Raw genomic sequence first — 19,562 nt, 5'->3', positions numbered from 1 at the left:
ATTCCAAAAAAAATAATTTTTTTATGGGTTTATTTCATATGTAAGTAAAAACAAATTCTACAAGAAGATTAATTTGTAGGAGAAGGGGCAGCTGGCCCTAAATTTTTATCGCGTGTCAATTTTGACGGACAGACCAGTATTTTCTAAGGTACTTACCCTTCTCTCTCCCCCATGCCTTCATACTGCCCAGCTTTAATTCCCATTAAAATTAACGGCGATACCTTATCTTTGTATCTATGGGGCTACCGATTATTGGCATGAGTGATATTGTAAATCTTTCCATTGATAAGGAAGCATTTAATATTATTCATCATCGGCCCATTAATATGCCAGTGATAGAGGCAGCACACAAGCACGATTTTTTCATGATCCTTCTCATAACCAAAGGCAGTGGCACCCATACTATCGATTTTAGGCCACTGGAAGTAAAGGAGAAGGTTGTTTTTTTTCTCTCCCCAGGACAGGCCCATGAATGGAGAATGTCTGCCGACACCTGTGGGTGGCAACTGATGTTCAGCAATAAGATTCTGCTTTCTGACGGACATCTATGGCCTTTATTTTCGCCCCGCTCCAATTCTTTTTTGGAACTCAATGAAGCTCAGAACGCACAATTGCTGCACGAGTTGCAAGCCTTTAAATACGAGACATCGACCAGTATCATTCAACATAGGCTGCAAATTGTTTTGCATCTTTTACAGGAATGGCATACCAACGCCTATCCCGGGGATCAGGACTCGGTAAAGAACCACATCCTCAACCGTTTTCTAATGCAACTAGAAGAGCATTATACCGAACACCATAGTGTAGGGTTTTATGCCGACAAACTTCATGTGAACGCTAGTTATTTAACTCAGGTCTGTAGTGCGATGACCAACCAATCTGCCGGGGATCATATTAGGGAAAGGCTGCTGCTAGAAGCGAAACGCCTGCTTACACTGACCGATACGGATGTTAAAGGAATAGCCTATGACTTAGGATTTAAGGACACCTCTTACTTTTCGCGCTTCTTTAAAAAATATACAGACCTTACTCCAATAGCATTTAGGGAACAGTAAGTGATAGTACCTTCACTGCCATAGTGAGTACCATTCATTCCAGGGAAACATCTGTAATTTTGGCCCAAATTTTTCCAAATGCAGAAAGTAGCACAGATAGATGCTTCGGCATCTAGCAGTAATCTGAGCGGGATGTTAATTTTACTGATGGCAGTTAGCTGTGGGGTAGTGGTGGCCAATATATATTATAACCAACCCCTATTGATACAAATCGCCGAGACTTTTGACGTAAGCGAACAACGGGTTAGTTGGATTGCTACCATCACCCAGGTGGGCTATACCCTTGGTTTGTTTTTTATTGTACCCTTAGGCGACAAAGTAGAGCGCAAGAAACTTATTCTAATAAAACTCGTTGGTGCTGCCCTAGCCCTTTTTGCAGCAGCAATGGCGGGTAATTTTCACGTACTCCTGGCCGCTAGTTTATGTATAGGGTTCTTTTCTGCAGTACCACAATTGTTACTGCCCATGGCTGCAAGTCTTGCCAATGACAAGAATAGGGGGAAAGTACTGGGGCAGGTGATGAGCGGACTCTTGGTAGGGATTTTATTATCGAGAACACTGAGCGGATTTATGGGAGCTGCCTTTGGTTGGCGCACAGTATTTTATTTTGGGACCTTGGTAATGATATTGCTCATGGCCTTGTTATATTGGAAACTCCCAAAAAATGAACCCGAATTTTTGGGCAGCTATGGCGGACTAATGCGTTCTATGGTCGGATATATAAAAGAGCTCCCAGTGTTGCGAACAGCTGCCATAACTGGCTTTTTTATGTTTGGGGCCTTTAGTGTTTTCTGGACGACACTGGTTTTTTTGCTCGAAGGCAAGCCGTTCTTTTATAAAAGCGATATGGTGGGGCTATTTGGTCTTATTGGTACCTGCGGCGCTTTGGCAGCCCCAATGGCAGGGAAATGGATTGATAAAAAGGGCGCCCAATTCGCTATTAGAATTGGCATTTTTACCGTTTTATCGGCATTTGTGGTAATGGATTTCTCGGCAACCTCCTGGTTAGGCCTGATCCTGGGAGTTGTTTTGCTCGATATCGGTCTGCAGGTGACCCATGTATCCAATCAGTCTAAAGTTTTTGCCCTAGTACCCGAAGCAAGGAGTAGGCTAAATACGATTTATATCTCTGCTTCCTTTGCCGGGGGGTCTATAGGGTCATTGTTGGGTGCCATGGCATGGACCTATTGGCATTGGACCGGCGTATGTGTGCTAGGAGCTATTTTTGTCGCTATCGCCTTGTTGATCAACCTAAGAAAATAACCATCTAAACATTATATATGAAAACTATTTTAAGTACTTTATTACTTCTTATTGCAGCTGCTTTCGCAAGGGCGCAAGATAAAACCGCAGACCTTATTATTCATTCCGTTAAGGTGATGGATATCCAAACCGGAAAAATACGGAAGGACCGAGCCATTGTAATTCAAGACGAAAAGATCCTCGCTGTGATTCCCAATAAGAAAGTTAAGGACTATACAACCAGCGGGCTCATCGATGGGGGAAATCGTTTTGCCATGCCCGGACTATGGGATATGCACGTGCATTTTGGAGGCGATAACATTGTAGAAGAAAACAAAAACCTATTGCCCTTGTATTTGGCGCATGGGGTTACTACCGTAAGGGATTGTGCCGGAGATATCAGTGACAAGGTTATTGAATGGCGTGATGCCATTAACGAGGGCAGTCTAAACGGGCCTACCATATTTACCTCAGGACCCAAATTGGAAGGCATCAATTCTATTTGGCCTGGCGATTTGGAAATTGGATCGAGTTCAGAATTGTTTCAAGCCTTGGATTCTTTAGAAACATTGAAAGTCGATTTTGTAAAAATCACTGATAATACCCTTAGGCCACAACTTTATTTGGAAGCCCTAAAAGAGGTGCGTAAAAGAGGTTGGGAAATTACAGGTCATTCTCCTGGGGCACTGACCTTGCAGGAGGTTATGGATGCCGGGTTGAGTGGTGTTGAGCACATTTATTACGCATGGAGAGCCGGTGTAAAAGATGAAGAAAGTCTGGCAAAAAGTATTGAAAAAGGCGAAATTAGAGGTCGTGCCGTGAATGAATATATACTGGAAAATTTTGATACCGCCGCAGCAATGCGTACCTATAGAGAAATGGCCAGGAAAGGTGTTGCCGTTACCCCAACCCTAAACAGTAGTCATACCGTAGTATTTCTAGATCAAAACGATCATAAAAACGATCCTTACCTGCAATATATAGGCAAGGGATTGCAACGTACGTACGAATGGCGTGTAAATAGGGCGGCACAGGACGATGCAGCTGCTATCGCAAAAAGACACGAGGTGTTTGAGAAATCGGCCTCTATTTTACCCCTTTTACAAAAGGCCGGGGTCAAGATTATGGCCGGTACCGATGCCGGATACCTAAATTCTTTTAATTTCCCCGGAATAGGAATCCATCAGGAATTGGCCTTGTTGGTGCACTATGGCCTAACACCTCTAGAGGCGCTACAAGCATCGGTCATAAATTCACCCGACTTCCTGCATAAAAATAATTATGGAAAAATAGCCTCAGGAAAAAAAGCAGATATTGTGCTGTTAAATGCCAATCCGCTGAAGGATATCCAGAATACTCAGCGAATACATGCCGTTATTGCCAAGGGGATTCACTATGATAGAACAGCTCTAGACCAAATGTTGGAAGCAGTAAAACTAAAGGCGGCGGAGACAAAATAAGTCGTCTGGTCCTAATCTTACTTATAAGCCCAATGCAAAGGAACACCTCTTTGTATTGGGCTTTCCCTTTGGGTGCAATATTAAAAGTTGATAGAAGAAAAAGGAATAGGGAACAGATACGACGGTCTCAATGGAAAGAAGTTCCGCGTTAGGGAGCGCGGCGGCATCCCCGCAGCGGCGCAAGGGATATAGCCAAGGGCCCGCCCGACGAAGGAGGGAACGCCCAAACTAATAAAGCTAATAGGGACATGGAGATGATTTGCGTTTAAGTCGTATTGAAACCACTTTTAAACAGTTTTAAGGTGCTGATAATAAGAGTGTATAGGGGGTCGTTTATGTTTTCTTAAAAAAAATAAACGAGTCCATAATTCACGTATATTGCCCGGCAATTAGGATGTTCTTACATAGGAATCAAAGAGCGATTGAAAAGAAATGTAAGACAGCAACTTGTTCCCTAAAGGGCAAAGAATTGCGCTATATTAATTACTAAATCACCTTATATGTTATTTTTAAACAGCTTTGATCCCAGCTTGCCGCTAACAGATCCGGTATTGAAATTTCTTCTTATTCTGGTCATTATATTATTTGCCCCCATCCTACTGAACAAATTAAAAATCCCCCCACTTTTGGGACTTATTATTGCCGGTGCGGTTATTGGGCCCAATGGCTTTTTTTTAATGGAACGCGATAGCAGTATTATTCTTTCGGGGACGGCGGGACTTTTATATATTATGTTCCTTGCCGGATTGGAAATAGATCTGGGCGATTTTAAAAAAAACAGTAAAAAAAGCCTGGTGTTTGGGGCGTATACTTTTTTGATTCCGATGGTTTTAGGAACCCTAACGGGTATTTATATTTTAAATTTTTCTATTCCCAGTGCCATTTTATTGGCGAGTATGTTTGCATCACATACCTTAATAGCTTACCCCCTGATCAGTAAATTGGGGGTCGCTAAAAATAGGGCTGTAAATCTTACGGTAGGCGGGACTATGATAACCGATACCTTGGCTTTATTGGTGCTGGCCGTAATTGTAGGCATGTCTGTCGGAGAGGTAAATACGGCCTTTTGGCTTCGATTATCTGTTTCTGTTCTCATTTTTGGTCTTATCGTGGTGTTTCTTTTTCCAATTATAGGGAGTTGGTTTTTTAAGCGGTTCGATGATAATGTGGCACAATATATATTTGTGCTGGTGATGGTGTTTCTAGGAGCTGTATTGGCGCAATTAGCCGGAATAGAAGCTATCATAGGGGCTTTTTTAACAGGTTTGGCCCTTAATAGGCTTATTCCCCATACCTCTCCCTTGATGAATAGGATAGACTTTGTTGGAAATGCTATTTTTATTCCCTTCTTTCTAATAGGAGTAGGAATGCTCATAGATTACCGGGTGTTTTTTAAAGATTGGGAAACTCTTCAAGTAGCCGGTATAATGATTTTAGTGGCTACTTCTGCAAAATTTATAGCCGCTTGGTTGACCCAAAGAACGTATAAATTATCGAATGACGAAAGAAGGTTGATTTTTGGTTTGAGCAATGCGCAAGCGGCAGCAACCTTAGCGGCCGTATTAATAGGGTATAATATTATTGTAGGGGAAACCCCTGATGGGGAACCTATTAGATTGCTGAGTGAAAGCGTTTTAAACGGTACCATTTTAATGATCTTATTTACCTGTACACATGCGTCTTTTGTGGCACAAAAAGGGGCCAAGAGTATGGCCCTTTTAGAGGTTTCGGACACCAATTTAGATGATAATGACGATTATGAAAATATCCTTATCCCAATAAGCAACACCGAAACCACCGATGAGCTAATCAATTTAGGGGTAACCATACAGTCTAAAAAAAGCAAGGAAGGTCTGTATGCCCTCAGTATAATAAGCAACAATACTGCCGATGGGGCGGCAGAAAAAAATGCTAGAAAAATATTGAATAAAGCGGCAGTGACAGCTTCGGCAACAGATAATTTATTGCACCAGCTGCTTCGGTACGACCTGAATATTGTGAACGGAATATCGAGCGTTGTAAAAGAACATAAGATCACCGATTTAATTTTGGGCCTCCATATTAAAAAAGGGATCTCAGATTCTTTCTTGGGAAATTTGACTGAGGGGATTCTGACCAAATGCAATACTACCACGTTGATCTATAAACCTACCCAGCCATTTGGCACTATAAAAAGAAATATTATTTTGGTTCCAGAGAAAGCAGAGAAAGAAATGGGCTTTGCTTTTTGGTTGGTGAAAGTGTGGAATATATCGCGCAATTCTGGTGCAAAACTGGTCTTTTACGCCACAGAGGCAACCTTAAAATATATAAAGGAAATACAATTAAAGCATCCCCTGGAATGCGAATTCAACCAGTTTGACAATTGGGACGAATTTTTAATCCTAGCAAAGGATTTTCATAAAGATGATAATTTGATATTTGTGATGAGCCGAAAGGATAAACCGTCGTATCAAGCTAGCATGGAAAAAATACCTGGGTATTTAAATAAATATTTTCGGGACAATAGTTTTATCCTTATCTATCCCAAACAAGCCGGTGTTGCCGATACTGCCCCAATAGACTTAATGAATCCGGCCCTTACAGAACCCCTGGAAAAACTTGATGAAATAGGGGTGACAATAGCAAGACGGTTCCGAAAAAAGTAAGGATAGTACATAGAAGGAAGGCGGGGAGTGCAAGAATAGAACATTAGGGGTGATATAAGTTGCTGAAAGCTTGTACTATTCTTAAAAAAGAAAAATTTTGGAAGAGTTAAAGGGAATGGGTTTTTAATTGATAAGTATTAGCGTAAATATTACGTGTATTTGGTAATATGCTAAGCTTTACAGAAAGGAATAAGAATATACTATCAATCACCAATTAATGTTTCAAAAAAGGGAAAAACACTATTGACTTTTCTTTTCAGTTTGGTCTTTTTAATACCTGTTTCCGGTATTGGACAAACGAATTCTATTCCTGTTATACCACAACCTAATGAGGTAACCGTAAAAAAGGGAGAGTACGTTCTAAATGACGGATTAGTGGTTTTTGCCAATGTTGAGAGCCTTGAGCAATTGACAAAGGATGTGGCCTCTCTTTTAGGAGACGAATTTAAGGTCAAAGGAAATCTGATTGCTACAGGTAAAACAAGGCAAGTTTAAAACTTATATTAGATAATCAGGAAGTGCAGTCAGAAGGGGCTTAGACCTTTGTAGCGAACAAAAATGGTATTCAAATTACCTCCTCTAATGAACAAGGATTGTTCTTTGGCCTTCAAACGTTACCTCAACTCGTGGTATTAGAAGATGGAAAGCAGTTGGTGAATTATGTAGAAATAAAAGATGTTCCCCGTTTTGGATGGAGAGCCTATATGCTAGATGAAGGATGATATTTTCAGGGCAAAGGGCAATTGAAAAAATTGCTGAATGAAATGGCAAGGTTAAAAATGAACATTTTTCATTGGCATTTGGTAGACAAACAGGGATGGAGGATAGAAATTAAAAAGTACCCTTTACCTGTCGAAATAGGTTCTAAAAGAACAAGTACCCAAGTGGGACCTAGGAATTAGAAATGGCCGGACATTCTTCTGCTGCCATCGCGGCCTACCCTTGGATGGGATCCTCAGGAAATGAAATAGAAGTGCCTATTAATTTTGGGGTCAGTAGTGATTTCAGGTGGCATTTGCCAATAGAATTTCTAATTATATAGAGAGCATGGGTAGAAAAATGATGGGATGGAACGAGATTTTGGGGACCAATGTTCACGAATATCAGGCAGACAAAGGTGCCGCTGCAGAATTGGAATTATCTAAATCATCAGTGGTCCATTTTTGGAAAGCTGATATTAAACCAATGACTGAAGCCCCTGAAAACGGGTATACTATTGTAGATTCCCTGCATACAGAAACGTATTTGGATTATTCCTATGACAATATTTCCCTGAAAAGATCTTACGATTTTGATCCTATTCCGAAGGATTTAAGCCCAGAATATCACAATAGAATTGTAGGTATAGGTTGTCAAATGTGGGGACGAATGGATTCCTGCCAGTGGGTATATGGCTTTCATGACTTTTATGACTTTTCCAAGGATTGCCGCCTATGCCGAAGTGGGATGTACACAACCAGTACAAAAAGGTTTTGATGCCTTTTTAAAGACACTTCCTACTACGATGGAGAATGGGAAAAACCAAGGGATGTACTTTGCACCTTTAGAAGAGGCATTGCCAAAGAAATAAATAGTTGCCGGTGTGCTGCCATATTCACTATTATTACTAGTGTAAACATAGATTTATAGCAATTAAATACATTCTATAAACCGCCTTCTAATAGGGCGGTCTTTTTGTTTAAAAAGAGGTTCCGACATGTCAACAATATACCCTTTCAGAGCATCCCTAAGCCAATAGGAATAAGGTGGTTGGGCTAGAGCGGCCTTTGGAAGATTTTTAGAACGGAGTTGAGGGAGAATCCATTGCTATATGTAATTTTCATTTTAAAGATGTTTACCATTTTGAAGGAAGCGGAATACGGACATTGTGATGGAGATGATAATAGGAAGGATTGTGAATAGTAAATAAATGTAATATTACTCTTGGAAATATAGTTGTTTAATTTAATTTTGAGCGAAGTGAAAAAGAGCTTATAAATAGATAATGTGGATTTTCCCTAATTACGATAAGGAAAGCCAAATAAGAATACTTTTGAGAAGTAAACAACTTAGGTTAGAATAGTATGCTGTAATAGGTCCAATTGATCTTTGGCAAACTTTTTTTCCTAAGTTTTTTGTTTATAGGAATTGTATAAAAGGAATAAACATTCTAAAGAGATGGATAATAGAAGAGATTTTTTAAAAAAAGCGGGATTGTTAGGTGGGGGGTTCGGTCTAATGACGACCTTGCCGCCATCTATCCAAAGAGCCCTAAGTATAGATCCTCCAAAGGGGAGTACCTTTCACGATGCCGAGCATATAGTCTTTTTGATGCAGGAAAATCGTTCTTTTGACCACTGTTTTGGAAGTTTGCAAGGAGTAAGGGGTTTTAACGACCCCAGGGCTATTTCTTTGCCCAATAAGATTCCTGTTTGGTTACAGAGCAACAAAACAGGGGACACTTATGTGCCTTTTCGGCTTCATATAAAAGATACCAAGGCTACCTGGATGGGCGATTTGCCACATTCTTGGGAGAATCAGGTCGATGCTCGAAACCATGGAAAGTACGATCAGTGGTTAGAGGCAAAAAGGCCATGGAATAAGGAATATGCCCATATTCCGCTGACAATGGGGTATTATACAAGGGAAGATATTCCGTTTTACTATTCTTTAGCCGATTCTTTTACTGTTTTCGATCAACATTTCTGTTCCTCCTTAACGGGTACCACTTCGAACAGACTTTTCTTTTGGAGTGGAAAATTAAGGGACTCTCCTTCCTCGCCTCCTTTAGTCCGAAATTCGGAGGTATCCTACAATAAAGAGGTACATTGGAAAACTTTTCCCGAGCGCTTGGAAGAGCACGGGATTCCATGGAAAGTATATCAAAATGAAATTAGTTTAAAAACGGAACTATCTGGGGAAGACGAGTCATTGCTCGCTAATTTCACCGACAATAACCTAGAATGGTTTTCACAGTTCAATGTCCGGTACAGCGAAGGACACCGGAAATATTTGGAGCAACGGAAAAAAGTGCTGCCCGAAGAAATCCTTGCCTTGGAGCAGCAATTAAGCCAAGAACCTAACGATTCTGATAGCGAAACCAAAAAGGTGTTGGTTAAGAAAAGAAGGGAACTATTAAAAACAAAGGAAACACTCCAAAGATGGAGTATGGAAAATTTTGATAAACTTTCCGATTATGAAAAGAACCTGCACCAAAGGGCGTTTACTACCAATAGCAAGGATCCTAATTATCACCAAACGGAAACCATATCCTATACAGAAAACGGAGAGGAACGCAGTGTGAAAATTCCCAAAGGCGATATTCTACATCAATTTCGGGAAGACGTCAACAAGGACCAATTGCCAACTGTTTCTTGGTTGGTGGCGCCCCAAAAATTTTCCGATCATCCTAGCGCTCCATGGTACGGGGCTTGGTACGTTTCTGAAGTGCTGGATATTCTAACCAAGAATCCGGAAATTTGGAAGAAGACCATTTTTATATTAACCTATGATGAAAACGATGGGTATTTTGACCATGTGCCTCCCTTTGTAGCACCAAGGCCAGATCAAAAATCCGCAGTTTCTAAAGGAATTGATACCGCTGAAGAGTATGTCGCCTTGGAAGAAGAGTTAGATAAAAAAGGTCTTTCCCCAAAAAATGCCCGCGAAAGTCCAGTTGGTCTTGGGTACCGAGTACCTATGGTTATCGCTTCGCCTTGGAGCAAGGGAGGCTGGGTAAATTCGGAGGTTTGTGATATTTCCTCCACCTTAATGTTTATGGAAGAGTTCTTAAGCAAAAAGACGGGTAAGCATATTAAGGAAACTAATATCAGCGACTGGAGAAGGACCGTTTGCGGAAATCTGACCTCTAGTTTCAGAACCTTTGATGGGGAAGGTACAAAATTGCCAGAATTTATTGAGCGAAATGAAATTATGAAAACGGTATACAATGCTAGTTTTAAGGATTTACCTTCTAATTTTAAAGCCTTGACGGCCGATGAAATTCAGGAAGCCGTTCAAAACCCTAGGACCAGATTTATGCCCCGGCAAGAACCTGGTATCCGAGATTCTTCTCCCTTGTCTTATGAATTATATGTGGATGGCCGATTGACGGGCGATAGAAAATATGTCGAAATCAGCTTTACTGCCGCAGATAAGTTTTTTGGAAATGCGGCTTTGGGTGCCCCGTTTAATGTATATGCGCCAGGGAACTATTTGCAAAAAAATAAGGAAGGGGAAATGCAATTTGAAGCTGTTCAAACCTGGTCTCAGGCCGTGAGGGCCGGCGATAGTATTTCTTCGCAATGGCCTTTGGAACATTTTGAAGACAAGCGATACCACTTGAGGGTTTATGGGCCCAATGGGTTTTATAGGGAGTTAAAGGGAGATCAACAAGATCCGGAGATAGCAATAGAACTACAGTACCAAAGAAACAGAGGCTTTATAAAAAAACCGAACGGGAATATCGAAATACAAGTTACAAACTCGGAAAGCAATAGAAGTCTTCGTTTAAAAATGATTGGGAATGCCTATAATACCCCAGGACAGGACGTCACCATTGTAGCCGGAGAAACAAAAAGCATTATAGTTGAAACTAAAAACAGTTATGGCTGGTACGATTTTACCTTGCAAGTAGAAGGGGATAAGGAATTTGAGCGTCGGTATGCCGGAAGGGTAGAAACGGGCCGTCCCTCTAAAAGCGATCCATTGATGGGAGAGGTAAATGTCTAGGCTGTTTAATACTCGTATCAATGATGGGGGGATGTACCAATAACGGATAAGAATTATTTTGGATAGCGATTAGAGCCACTCCAACGTGAGGAAGAAATAAAAAAATGGAGCCCGAACTATGCTAGGGTAGAGCTGGGGAACTTTATGCCTTAAAAACATACATAGTATTAACATAAGAAACATAACTTTAATTTGTGAAAAAAGAAGTCCTATTACCCGTTCTTGGCGCATTTTTGAGTGTTTTGTTCATGAGCGCTTGCCGGGAAGCAGAAGGCGTTCGAAAACCGAATGTTTTGTTGATTTGTGTAGACGATCTGCGTCCTGAGCTTAAAAGTTTTGGAGCACATTATATTCATTCTCCCCATATAGACGCCTTGGCAAAAAAGGGTGTCTCTTTTCAGAACCACTATGTAAATGCTCCTAGTTGTGGTCCCTCTCGCTATACCTTATTAACAGGTTTGTACGGGCCATCTGGTAATAATGCACTTTTTAAGCGAGCCGATAAAATAGCAAAAGGCAAGGATAAGGTGACACCTAGTATGCCCGAGTGGTTCAGGACAAACGGATATACCACGGTGTCCGTAGGCAAGGTATCGCATCACCCAGGCGGCAGGGGTGGTGCCAATTGGAACGACAGTACCATCATTGAAATGCCAGCGGCATGGGACAAACAACTGATGCCTGTCGCTCAATGGGAACATCCACGAGGGGCAATGCACGGATTGGCATATGGCGAAATACGAAAAAACGCCAAGGATATGGCCGTTTTTCAGGCCCAAGAAGGGGATGATGCCATTTATCCAGATGGGGCAATTACCGAGGAGGCCTTGACACAATTGAAAGAGCTTGCCACGGATAATGACAAACCGTTTTTCATGGCAGTAGGTATCATAAAACCTCACCTGCCTTTTGGAGCGCCAAAATCGTATTTGGAGCAATACAAGGAGGTAGTCCTTCCAGAAATACAACATCCTCAAAAACCAACGGGAAGGACCACATGGCATGCCTCCGGAGAATTTAACCAATACAATTTATGGGGCAAGGATCCCAATACGGATAAAGAATTTGCCGAAGAAATACGGCGTCATTATGCGGCAGCGGTGAGTTATGCCGATGCCCAGGTAGGAAAAATTCTGGCCGAACTAAAACGAAACGGAGCCGATAAAAACACCATTGTGGTGCTTTGGGGAGACCATGGGTATCACTTGGGAGAACATGCTATTTGGGGAAAACACAGCTTGTTCGAAGAGTCATTGCATTCGCCCTTGATCATTCACTACCCTGGCATGTCCCACGCAGGGGCGAATAGTGAAGCCATCATACAGACACTCGATATCTTTCCGACCCTATGTGATTTAACGGGCGTTGAGGTGCCAGAGTTTGCCCAAGGTGCATCCTTGAGAACGATATTGGAAGAACCGACGGCCAAGGGTCATTTTGCCCTTTCGTATTTTAACGATGCGAGCTCCATAAGAACCAAAACACACCGGATGACCCTTCATAAGGATGGTTTTGTAGAACTGTACGATCAAACCACAACGGAAGGGGAAACCAATAATGTAGCCGATAAATATCCAGATGTGGTGCTGGAATTAAAGCAAATCTTACAAAAGAACTTAGTCCGATAAAACGACAAGTATATAGATATAGAAGCAGTTGCTTGCAAGTACTAGGGGAATGCTAGGCTTACATCAAAGGAGGAAACCTATGGGAGTTTTAAAAACAATATAAAACGATGAAAAAAATACACTTACTATCGCTGATACTATTTTTGGCCCATATTTCTTTTGCTCAAGAAATAACGGAATTAAAATGGTGGAATCCGGCCAAGAGCGAATTTCCCGTTATAGCGGGGCAAGCATGGCCTCAGCAAGAGAAAACTATTTACCATCGGTTGCCCGAAAGAGCGGAGGAAAAGCTAAGAGAGGCCGTTTGGAGATTGTCCAAACAATCTGCAGGATTATCAATACGGTTTCGAAGCAATGCCAATAATATTAGAGTAAAATACAAATTAAAAGGAGCTATTGCCATGCCACATATGCCCGCAACAGGGGTAAGCGGCCTTGATTTGTATGGTAAAACTAAGGACGGGGAATGGTTTCGTCCTTGGGGAACGTATCGCATCGATAGCATAAGCAGTTATAACTTTAAGGTTGATGTAAATGTGGCATCCTATATAAAAAATGGAACAGAATTTCAGTTGTTCTTACCCCTGTACAATGAAGTAGATCACTTAGAAATAGGCGTTGAAGAAGAATTCTTTTTTGAGGCCTTACCATTAAGAATAGAGAAACCCATTGTTGCCTATGGCACTTCTATTTGTCAGGGTGCCTGTGCTTCTCGCCCAGGAATGGCTTGGACGAATATTTTAGAACGAAAATTACAATGGCCGGTAATTAATCTTGGGTTTTCTGGAAATGGCAGGCTAGAGCCAGCACTGATTGATTTAATGACGGAAATTGATGCTAAAGTTTATATCCTAGACTGTTTGCCCAACTTAACCCCAGAAAGGGATGACACCTATAAATTGGCTGTAGAAGCCGTGAAGAAGTTAAAGGGAAAAAGACCGGAAGTTCCGGTTATACTAACAGCTCATCTCGGATTTTCAGACGATTTTACCAACCAAAATAATAATAGTAAAACCATAAAACTTAATAAGGATTTGGGCAGGGCTTTTGATGCCCTGAAAGCAGAAGGCTTTACTAAAGTGTATCTTTTACAAAAAGAAGATTTAGGGTTTGTAGATGCTATGTTTGTAGATAATATCCATCCGAACGATCATGGAATGCTGCAGTATGCAACTGTGTATGAAAAATTAATACGCGATATATGGAATAAACTCTAAGGGAAGTACGGTTCGCACAGCCCCTTTTACAACACCGTCCTGCTCAAGATAGCCACATTCAGTGCTGGGGAGCGTTCATTTACCTCTGCTTTGAGGAATCCTTTTACACGGGGCGGTCCACGACGCTTGGAAAAGGTGTCTTGACGCCCATGTCAAAAGACACTTTCTGAAAGAGCGAAGGAAATTTAGGGAAATACAGTATCATATATTGTTTAAAGAGTTGTTAAGGATGGGGCAGTGGTCATTATCTCTTGAATTCTAAATTAAATGGGTCGCAAGAATTTATTGTTCCGTAACGTGGTAAATAAACTATGTTGATACTAGAATAATTAGGGAGATTTCCTATGTAGGTTTTGCATTTTTTTACCTTTGTACATCTCACTCCTATGGATTTTTAAATTAGAGGACCCTGGGAGCTACTATAAAAGAAGGCATGATTACGATAACAAAAGCAACAATACAAGATTTAAAAGTAGTCCATGAAATTGAAACAATGTGTTTTAAGGATGGAAGTTATCCACTATTTGTTTTAAGACAGCTTTTTGATATTTCCGAGGATTATTTTTTAATAGCCAAGGAGGGCGATGAAGTTTTAGGCTATGTCTTGGGAAATCTTTCAGCGAATACTAATCAAGCTTGGATATTGTCTGTTGGTGTACGTCCGGCAGCTAGAGGAAAGCAAATAGGCAAAAAATTAACGGAAGAATTGATTGGGCTTTTAGAGAACAACCATTGTAAAGAAATCTGTTTGACGGTGCATCCCAAAAATGCTTCGGCCCTCCATATTTATAAAAAGCTAGGTTTTGTAGTGTTTTCAGCCTCCGATAACTACTATTTAGATAATGACGAGCGCCTACTCATGAAAAAGAAAACCGAAGTTTCAGCACAGTGATTCGTATTATTATATGTGTGGGGTAAAAATATAAGTTTGCCAAAGTTCATTTAAGAGACCTTAATCAGGAAAAAAATAGTTGTAAAATCAATTCTGTCTTTTTTAAACTTAGCCATTTTTGCTGGCCTAACCACATGATTTTATAGATTTTCAAAAAAATCCAGAGTGTCTACTTTTACATCAAGATTGGATTAATACCACGAGTGTTTTACTTGTGCTTTTAATACTTTCAAAATCAATATCGTTATATGTACTGTCCAGATCTGCATCATAACTATATTTTGGTGTGTACCTATAAAAAGTTGTTGTAGAACTCAAAGATATTTGGATACACCCTAGGGGACAATTTATGGGAACTTAAGAAGTTGTATAAAGCGTGGTTATGATTACTCCTTTATTATCATTTAAAGGAACAGACAATAATTGTTTTTCGTCTTTTATCTTAAAATTAAAGGGTGCTGCTAATAGGTTTAAACCACTTTGTTTCTTGAGTCTAATTCCTTGTCCTGAAATAATCTCTTTATTGGGTATAAAATCTCCTACAGGCACATGTTCTGTTAAAATAACATATTTAAAATCAGTTAATTTATTCACGATACTTTGAACCTCAGTATTCGACAGATGTTGAAGTACCTGTCTTATTATGGCGCAATCCCCGGAAGGCAAATTATCTACTGCGATATCCAAACAATGGAATTCTAAATTTTCTTCTTTAAATTTTTTTCGGTTATGGGCAATTAGGGGCTTTACGATATCGACCGCAACATATTTCTTCGTATGCCGTACCAATTCTTTTCCTACATTAAAATCGCCACACCCTAAATCACATACCGTAAGAGGGCTTTTAAAGGATGATAAAAATGATGTTACTACTTCTATATATGGAAGTACTATTTCAGGATCATGTGATCCTACGCCTGAATAAAAATCAGCGTTGTTGTCGCCCCAAAGTTTCATTTCATAGACCTGTTCCATGGCAGCTTTTGTAGGCCAAGGTTTCTTTGTTCTTTGGGTGCCTTTTTCTGTTTTCTTCATAAACTCACCACTAATCTAAAAATACTGTAATAGGATAGCTGTTTGTATTTCAATGTAATTGAAGTTACCACGCAAAGGTATCCCTGTCGTTTTATTTACTTTTTATATAAACCTAAAAAGAGTATTACTAATCCCAGGCCAATGGCAATATAAGCGTTGTTGTTATCTTGGGCTTTAATAAGATCTAAGGACCCTATGCTCACTACGGTTTCTGGTACAATAAAGGTGTATATTCCATATCCTAATAGCACAGTGCCAGCGATAACCAAAATCATTTTTATGGTCTTATTCATAAGTATTATTTTTTTAAGGTTTAGTTGACTGAATTTCTCTAATTTGAGAGAATATTCTTTTAAAATACAAAGTTAAGAGCCATTATCGGATTTATATAATGATTAGATCAGGAATAATCACATATTAACTTTTAGTACCGTATCAATACGGTGTGTCTTTTTGATAAGAATATTTCTTTGTTGTCTAAAGATTCCCTGCTAGTTATAACTAAATTTGATTTCAGTTCCTGTTTTGGTTCAACAGTAATATTTTCTCTTTTGGCAATCATCCCTAGCTCAATATTTTTATAGGGTAGCCTTGGTTATTGGAACTTTTAATTAGCCATAATGGACGTAACGGCCGGATATAAAGCAGGTTTTGTGATTTGGTTTTATGACAAAGGGGGCGGTTCGGACAGTTTATACATGATTCTTAGCAGTTAGTATAAAGTGAGGTCTATAGGTTGTATAAAACACATAACTTATTGTAAGTAAGCATGTATGTACAGTGAAAATCATGAAATCAGCATGAACGTAAACTGATAGCAAATACGAATTTAGCTATGCCAATTACATGCTTGTACTGAGCCCAGCCGAAGAATGACCTCAAAAAAATAAATGGCTACCTATGAAATCAAAAATTATTTTTACGTTGATTATTCTTTTTGGGGTTTTAAACTATTCCTGTAAAGAAAAGGAACAAAAAGTAGAAGAAGCACCAATAGATCTTGTAAACGATGATTTTCTAGATGCACAACAAGCGGTAGAATGGACGATGGATAGTATTGTTCAAAGTCTTAAAGATGGTGATCTTGACAGGCTCATCTCGTTTCATGCATATGGCCCAAAGTTTACTGAATTTAAAAATGGAGAAGCACGAAACGGTGGGACTGAAAATGAAGAATTTGAAAGGAATGTATTTAGCTCGGTTACTGAAATATTGAAATTTGATATGAATGATATGAAAATTGCGGTATACGATCAAGTGGCCAATATGACCTTTCACTCAGATTTCCATTTAAAATTCGGAGAAGATCTCGTCGTGGTCAATGATCAAATCTCTTTGTTATTTGTAAATACTAAAAAGGGCTGGAGGATTGTCCATGAACATCATTCCCCTTTGAAGAAAGAGGAATAAAAATAAGGCACTATACTACTATTTATAGCCAATAGCTTAGAAAGCACAGTTTATTTCTAGTTATAAAAAACCGATAAGTTCAAGTTGAACTTGCCATTAAATACTACCGAAAGATGATGGCGCCAGTCCAAATTAAGGTGGACGGTATTTTATTTGGCATCCATTTTCTTAACGATATCTCTTAATAAGTCATTTTGCTCTTGCTTCAAGGATATAAATTTATTGACCCATTTAAAGACCATATAAATTGATCCAAATATCAGTCCAAGATAAAGAATTATACTCAGGTAGGGAAAGAAGCTTATTGCGATCATAATGTAATTTATTAAAATACTATAATGGTTTTAGAAAAGTTTTATAGCCATAAATAGAAGATTAAATATCAATAGAAATCAGGTTTATGTATCCTAGATCCTACATGTAGGAAATATATTCGTTTCAAATAATAATCGAGGGGTTAAATTATAGTCATGCTTGACTAGAAAACAGATGCTGATACCCATACAAGTGTATTTCTGGGGTAGTGGGATTTTTCCACTTGTTTTTTTACCTTTAATAGTGGTATCATCTCCATGAGGAAAATTACTCGACTCAGATGCTAGAGCCTTTGGGTGTATTATAAAAAAACGAACTAAATGGATACAAAAGATCTTAAACCAATAACTGTTCAAACGACAATCCAGTCAAACATAGATAAAGTATGGAACCATTGGACAAAGTCCGAACATATCACTAATTGGAATTTTGCGACGGACGAATGGTGCTGTCCGAAAGCCGAAAATGATTTAAAACCGAAAGGTACGTTTTCGTGGCGAATGGAAGCCAAGGACGGAAGTATGGGGTTCGATTTCAATGGAAATTACGAGAAAGTAATCGAAAGAGAATTGATTACTTATAAAATGGAGGATGGACGCTGGGTGAAAATTGAATTTTCTGTTAAGGGAAATGAAGTGACTATTCGTGAGACATTTGATGCGGAAGGAACCAATTCCGATGAACAACAACGAGCGGGATGGCAAGCGATACTGGAGAATTTTAAGAAGTACGTAGAATCAAACCCAGCATAAAATGAGCAATAAAATTTATCCTTGTCTATGGTTTGCCAAAAATGCGCATACTGCCGTAGAATATTATTGCAGCATATTGCCCAATTCTAAAATTTTAAATAAACGCCGTTTGTTTCAATTTGCGAGTTAGATGGAAACAGGTATATGAATCTGAACGATGGTCCTGAAAATATATTCAATGAGGCCATTTCTCTCGTGGCGGTTGGTTAAAGGATAATTTTGTAGTGTGAAGGTAAATCGTTCCTAAAATTTAAGCGAATTATTAAGCGAAGAGGAAAAGGCACCAAAAGTAATCTATGCCTTTATACAAATGAAGAAGTTGATTGTTGAGGAATTAATGCAGGCTTCAATTAAGTGAAAAATAGACCTTAAGAAGTATATAGGGGGTGGCAACCTAATGGTAGCTAGGTCACCATAAATAGCTAGTTTAGAAATAAAATCGGTGATGCCGCTTATTCGGGAAAAGAAAACTTCCTATTGACCGCTGGACAAATTCTAAAAATAGCAGCCAAGTTAAATCCTTCGATCACGAAGGGCTATAGAAATAACGAAGATACCTCTAAAAACAATATGGATGTTGATGGGTTTGTATGGCCCGTGAACCGTATCACGATACGAAGAGAAGTTAGGGCAACAAAAATATTGGAGGGTTTCTAGTATACACCTACTGTTTTTATGTCAAAAAATGCAGGAGCTGCATGTTAAGAAACGGTTGTTATAAGCCTAGCACGAACACTAAAACGCACTCAGTGTCCATAAAATCAAAACTGCATTAAAAGTAGATAATTTTCTAGAGACAGATTCCTACAGAGAGGAAGCAAAAAACAGTGCGTTGAAAATGTCCATGGATATTTTATCTGAAGTAACCACGATAAAATCTGACAGTTAAGAATTATATTTAAAGAGTCAAAACAACAAATATTAATCCTTAAAACTGTCAGAATGAATACAGAAGCAAAGGTAATTAAATCTAAGGTAGGTTTATTACAGTTAGCAGAACAATTGGGCAACGTATCTCAGGCCTGCAAGCTTTTTGGTTATAGCAGAGATAGCTTTTATCGTTTCAAAGAGCTCTACGACCAAGGAGGTGAGTTGGCACTACGGGAACTCAATAGAAGGAAGCCAAACCTCAAGAATCGAATTGAGGAAGAAGTGGAAAGAGCCGTAGTGCAAATCGCTTTTGAATTTCCTGCCTATG

The 19,562-nt window shown here is 39.5% G+C and carries 18 protein-coding genes and 2 pseudogenes; 17 read left to right on the top strand and 3 right to left on the bottom strand.

The features are described from left to right. Positions 1-236: 236 nt before the first annotated feature. The 13 genes and pseudogenes from BUA16_RS15205 to BUA16_RS15150 all read left to right on the top strand — a co-directional run bounded on the left by BUA16_RS15205 (position 237) and on the right by BUA16_RS15150 (position 14,852). Positions 237-1,055, top strand: coding sequence for a helix-turn-helix domain-containing protein (locus tag BUA16_RS15205; protein ID WP_084668524.1), 819 nt, complete (start codon positions 237-239; stop codon positions 1,053-1,055). A 78-nt stretch (positions 1,056-1,133) separates the two neighbouring features. Continuing rightward, entirely contained in the window at positions 1,134-2,318 is a 1,185-nt protein-coding gene (locus BUA16_RS15200) for an MFS transporter (RefSeq protein WP_218616769.1), read from the top strand. A 17-nt stretch (positions 2,319-2,335) separates the two neighbouring features. Then, complete coding sequence (locus tag BUA16_RS15195) at positions 2,336-3,757, top strand: amidohydrolase family protein (protein WP_072765599.1); 1,422 nt, start codon at positions 2,336-2,338, stop codon at positions 3,755-3,757. A 500-nt stretch (positions 3,758-4,257) separates the two neighbouring features. Continuing rightward, complete coding sequence (locus tag BUA16_RS15190; RefSeq protein WP_072765598.1) at positions 4,258-6,405, top strand: cation:proton antiporter; 2,148 nt, start codon at positions 4,258-4,260, stop codon at positions 6,403-6,405. A gap of 243 nt (positions 6,406-6,648) precedes the next feature. Further along, on the top strand, positions 6,649-6,900 hold the full coding sequence (locus tag BUA16_RS15185; protein ID WP_143150534.1) for a beta-N-acetylhexosaminidase family protein: 252 nt from the start codon (positions 6,649-6,651) through the stop codon (positions 6,898-6,900). A gap of 65 nt (positions 6,901-6,965) precedes the next feature. Next, a pseudogene (locus BUA16_RS19220) lies at positions 6,966-7,127 on the top strand (hypothetical protein); the annotation flags it as partial. A gap of 15 nt (positions 7,128-7,142) precedes the next feature. After that, a pseudogene (locus BUA16_RS19215) lies at positions 7,143-7,307 on the top strand (family 20 glycosylhydrolase); the annotation flags it as partial. 2 nt (positions 7,308-7,309) lie between these two features. Then, positions 7,310-7,447 (top strand): hypothetical protein, encoded by a 138-nt coding sequence (locus tag BUA16_RS18720; RefSeq protein WP_178338897.1) that lies wholly within the window; start codon positions 7,310-7,312, stop codon positions 7,445-7,447. Between the two features lie 5 nt (positions 7,448-7,452). Further along, positions 7,453-7,881, top strand: a complete 429-nt coding sequence (locus BUA16_RS15170) for a family 20 glycosylhydrolase (RefSeq protein ID WP_084668522.1) — start codon at positions 7,453-7,455, stop codon at positions 7,879-7,881. 681 nt (positions 7,882-8,562) lie between these two features. After that, on the top strand, positions 8,563-11,115 hold the full coding sequence (locus tag BUA16_RS15165) for a phosphocholine-specific phospholipase C (protein WP_072765620.1): 2,553 nt from the start codon (positions 8,563-8,565) through the stop codon (positions 11,113-11,115). A 194-nt stretch (positions 11,116-11,309) separates the two neighbouring features. Continuing rightward, on the top strand, positions 11,310-12,743 hold the full coding sequence (locus BUA16_RS15160) for a sulfatase (protein ID WP_245795577.1): 1,434 nt from the start codon (positions 11,310-11,312) through the stop codon (positions 12,741-12,743). 107 nt (positions 12,744-12,850) lie between these two features. Beyond that, the gene (locus tag BUA16_RS15155) at positions 12,851-13,960 is read left to right on the top strand and encodes an SGNH/GDSL hydrolase family protein (RefSeq protein WP_072765594.1); all 1,110 of its coding nucleotides are present in this window, start codon (positions 12,851-12,853) and stop codon (positions 13,958-13,960) included. 433 nt (positions 13,961-14,393) lie between these two features. Continuing rightward, positions 14,394-14,852 (top strand): GNAT family N-acetyltransferase, encoded by a 459-nt coding sequence (locus BUA16_RS15150; protein ID WP_084668521.1) that lies wholly within the window; start codon positions 14,394-14,396, stop codon positions 14,850-14,852. A 357-nt stretch (positions 14,853-15,209) separates the two neighbouring features. Here the strand turns inward: BUA16_RS15150 and BUA16_RS15145 are convergent, their stop codons facing one another. Together BUA16_RS15145 and BUA16_RS15140 are read right to left on the bottom strand one after the other, a co-directional pair. Beyond that, positions 15,210-15,887 carry a class I SAM-dependent methyltransferase gene (locus tag BUA16_RS15145; protein ID WP_072765593.1) on the bottom strand — a complete coding sequence of 226 codons (678 nt, stop codon included), beginning with the start codon at positions 15,885-15,887 and terminating at the stop codon, positions 15,210-15,212. 95 nt (positions 15,888-15,982) lie between these two features. Continuing rightward, entirely contained in the window at positions 15,983-16,180 is a 198-nt protein-coding gene (locus BUA16_RS15140; RefSeq protein ID WP_072765592.1) for a hypothetical protein, read from the bottom strand. Positions 16,181-16,787: 607 nt separating this feature from the next. On the opposite strand from BUA16_RS15140, the gene BUA16_RS15135 reads away from it, so the two are divergent. Continuing rightward, entirely contained in the window at positions 16,788-17,297 is a 510-nt protein-coding gene (locus BUA16_RS15135) for a nuclear transport factor 2 family protein (RefSeq protein WP_072765591.1), read from the top strand. Between the two features lie 149 nt (positions 17,298-17,446). Here BUA16_RS15135 and BUA16_RS18715 read toward each other — a convergent pair whose 3' ends face one another. Then, the gene (locus tag BUA16_RS18715; RefSeq protein WP_178338896.1) at positions 17,447-17,611 is read right to left on the bottom strand and encodes a hypothetical protein; all 165 of its coding nucleotides are present in this window, start codon (positions 17,609-17,611) and stop codon (positions 17,447-17,449) included. A 321-nt stretch (positions 17,612-17,932) separates the two neighbouring features. Here BUA16_RS18715 and BUA16_RS15130 point away from each other — a divergent pair, with 321 nt between their 5' ends. From BUA16_RS15130 to BUA16_RS15115, 3 genes are all read left to right on the top strand, one after another. Beyond that, positions 17,933-18,364: an SRPBCC family protein gene (locus BUA16_RS15130; RefSeq protein ID WP_072765590.1), complete on the top strand. Its 432-nt coding sequence runs from the start codon at positions 17,933-17,935 to the stop codon at positions 18,362-18,364. Position 18,365: 1 nt separating this feature from the next. Next, positions 18,366-18,494 carry a VOC family protein gene (locus BUA16_RS19210; RefSeq protein ID WP_218616768.1) on the top strand — a complete coding sequence of 43 codons (129 nt, stop codon included), beginning with the start codon at positions 18,366-18,368 and terminating at the stop codon, positions 18,492-18,494. 812 nt (positions 18,495-19,306) lie between these two features. After that, positions 19,307-19,562: helix-turn-helix domain-containing protein (locus BUA16_RS15115; RefSeq protein WP_143150532.1), on the top strand; the 256-nt coding region annotated here is incomplete at its 3' end.

The organism is Arenibacter nanhaiticus (genome assembly GCF_900141935.1).
GTDB classification, from domain to species: domain Bacteria; phylum Bacteroidota; class Bacteroidia; order Flavobacteriales; family Flavobacteriaceae; genus Arenibacter; species Arenibacter nanhaiticus.
Note: the sequence above shows the minus strand (reverse complement) of the source record. Positions and strands in the feature narration are given on the sequence as shown.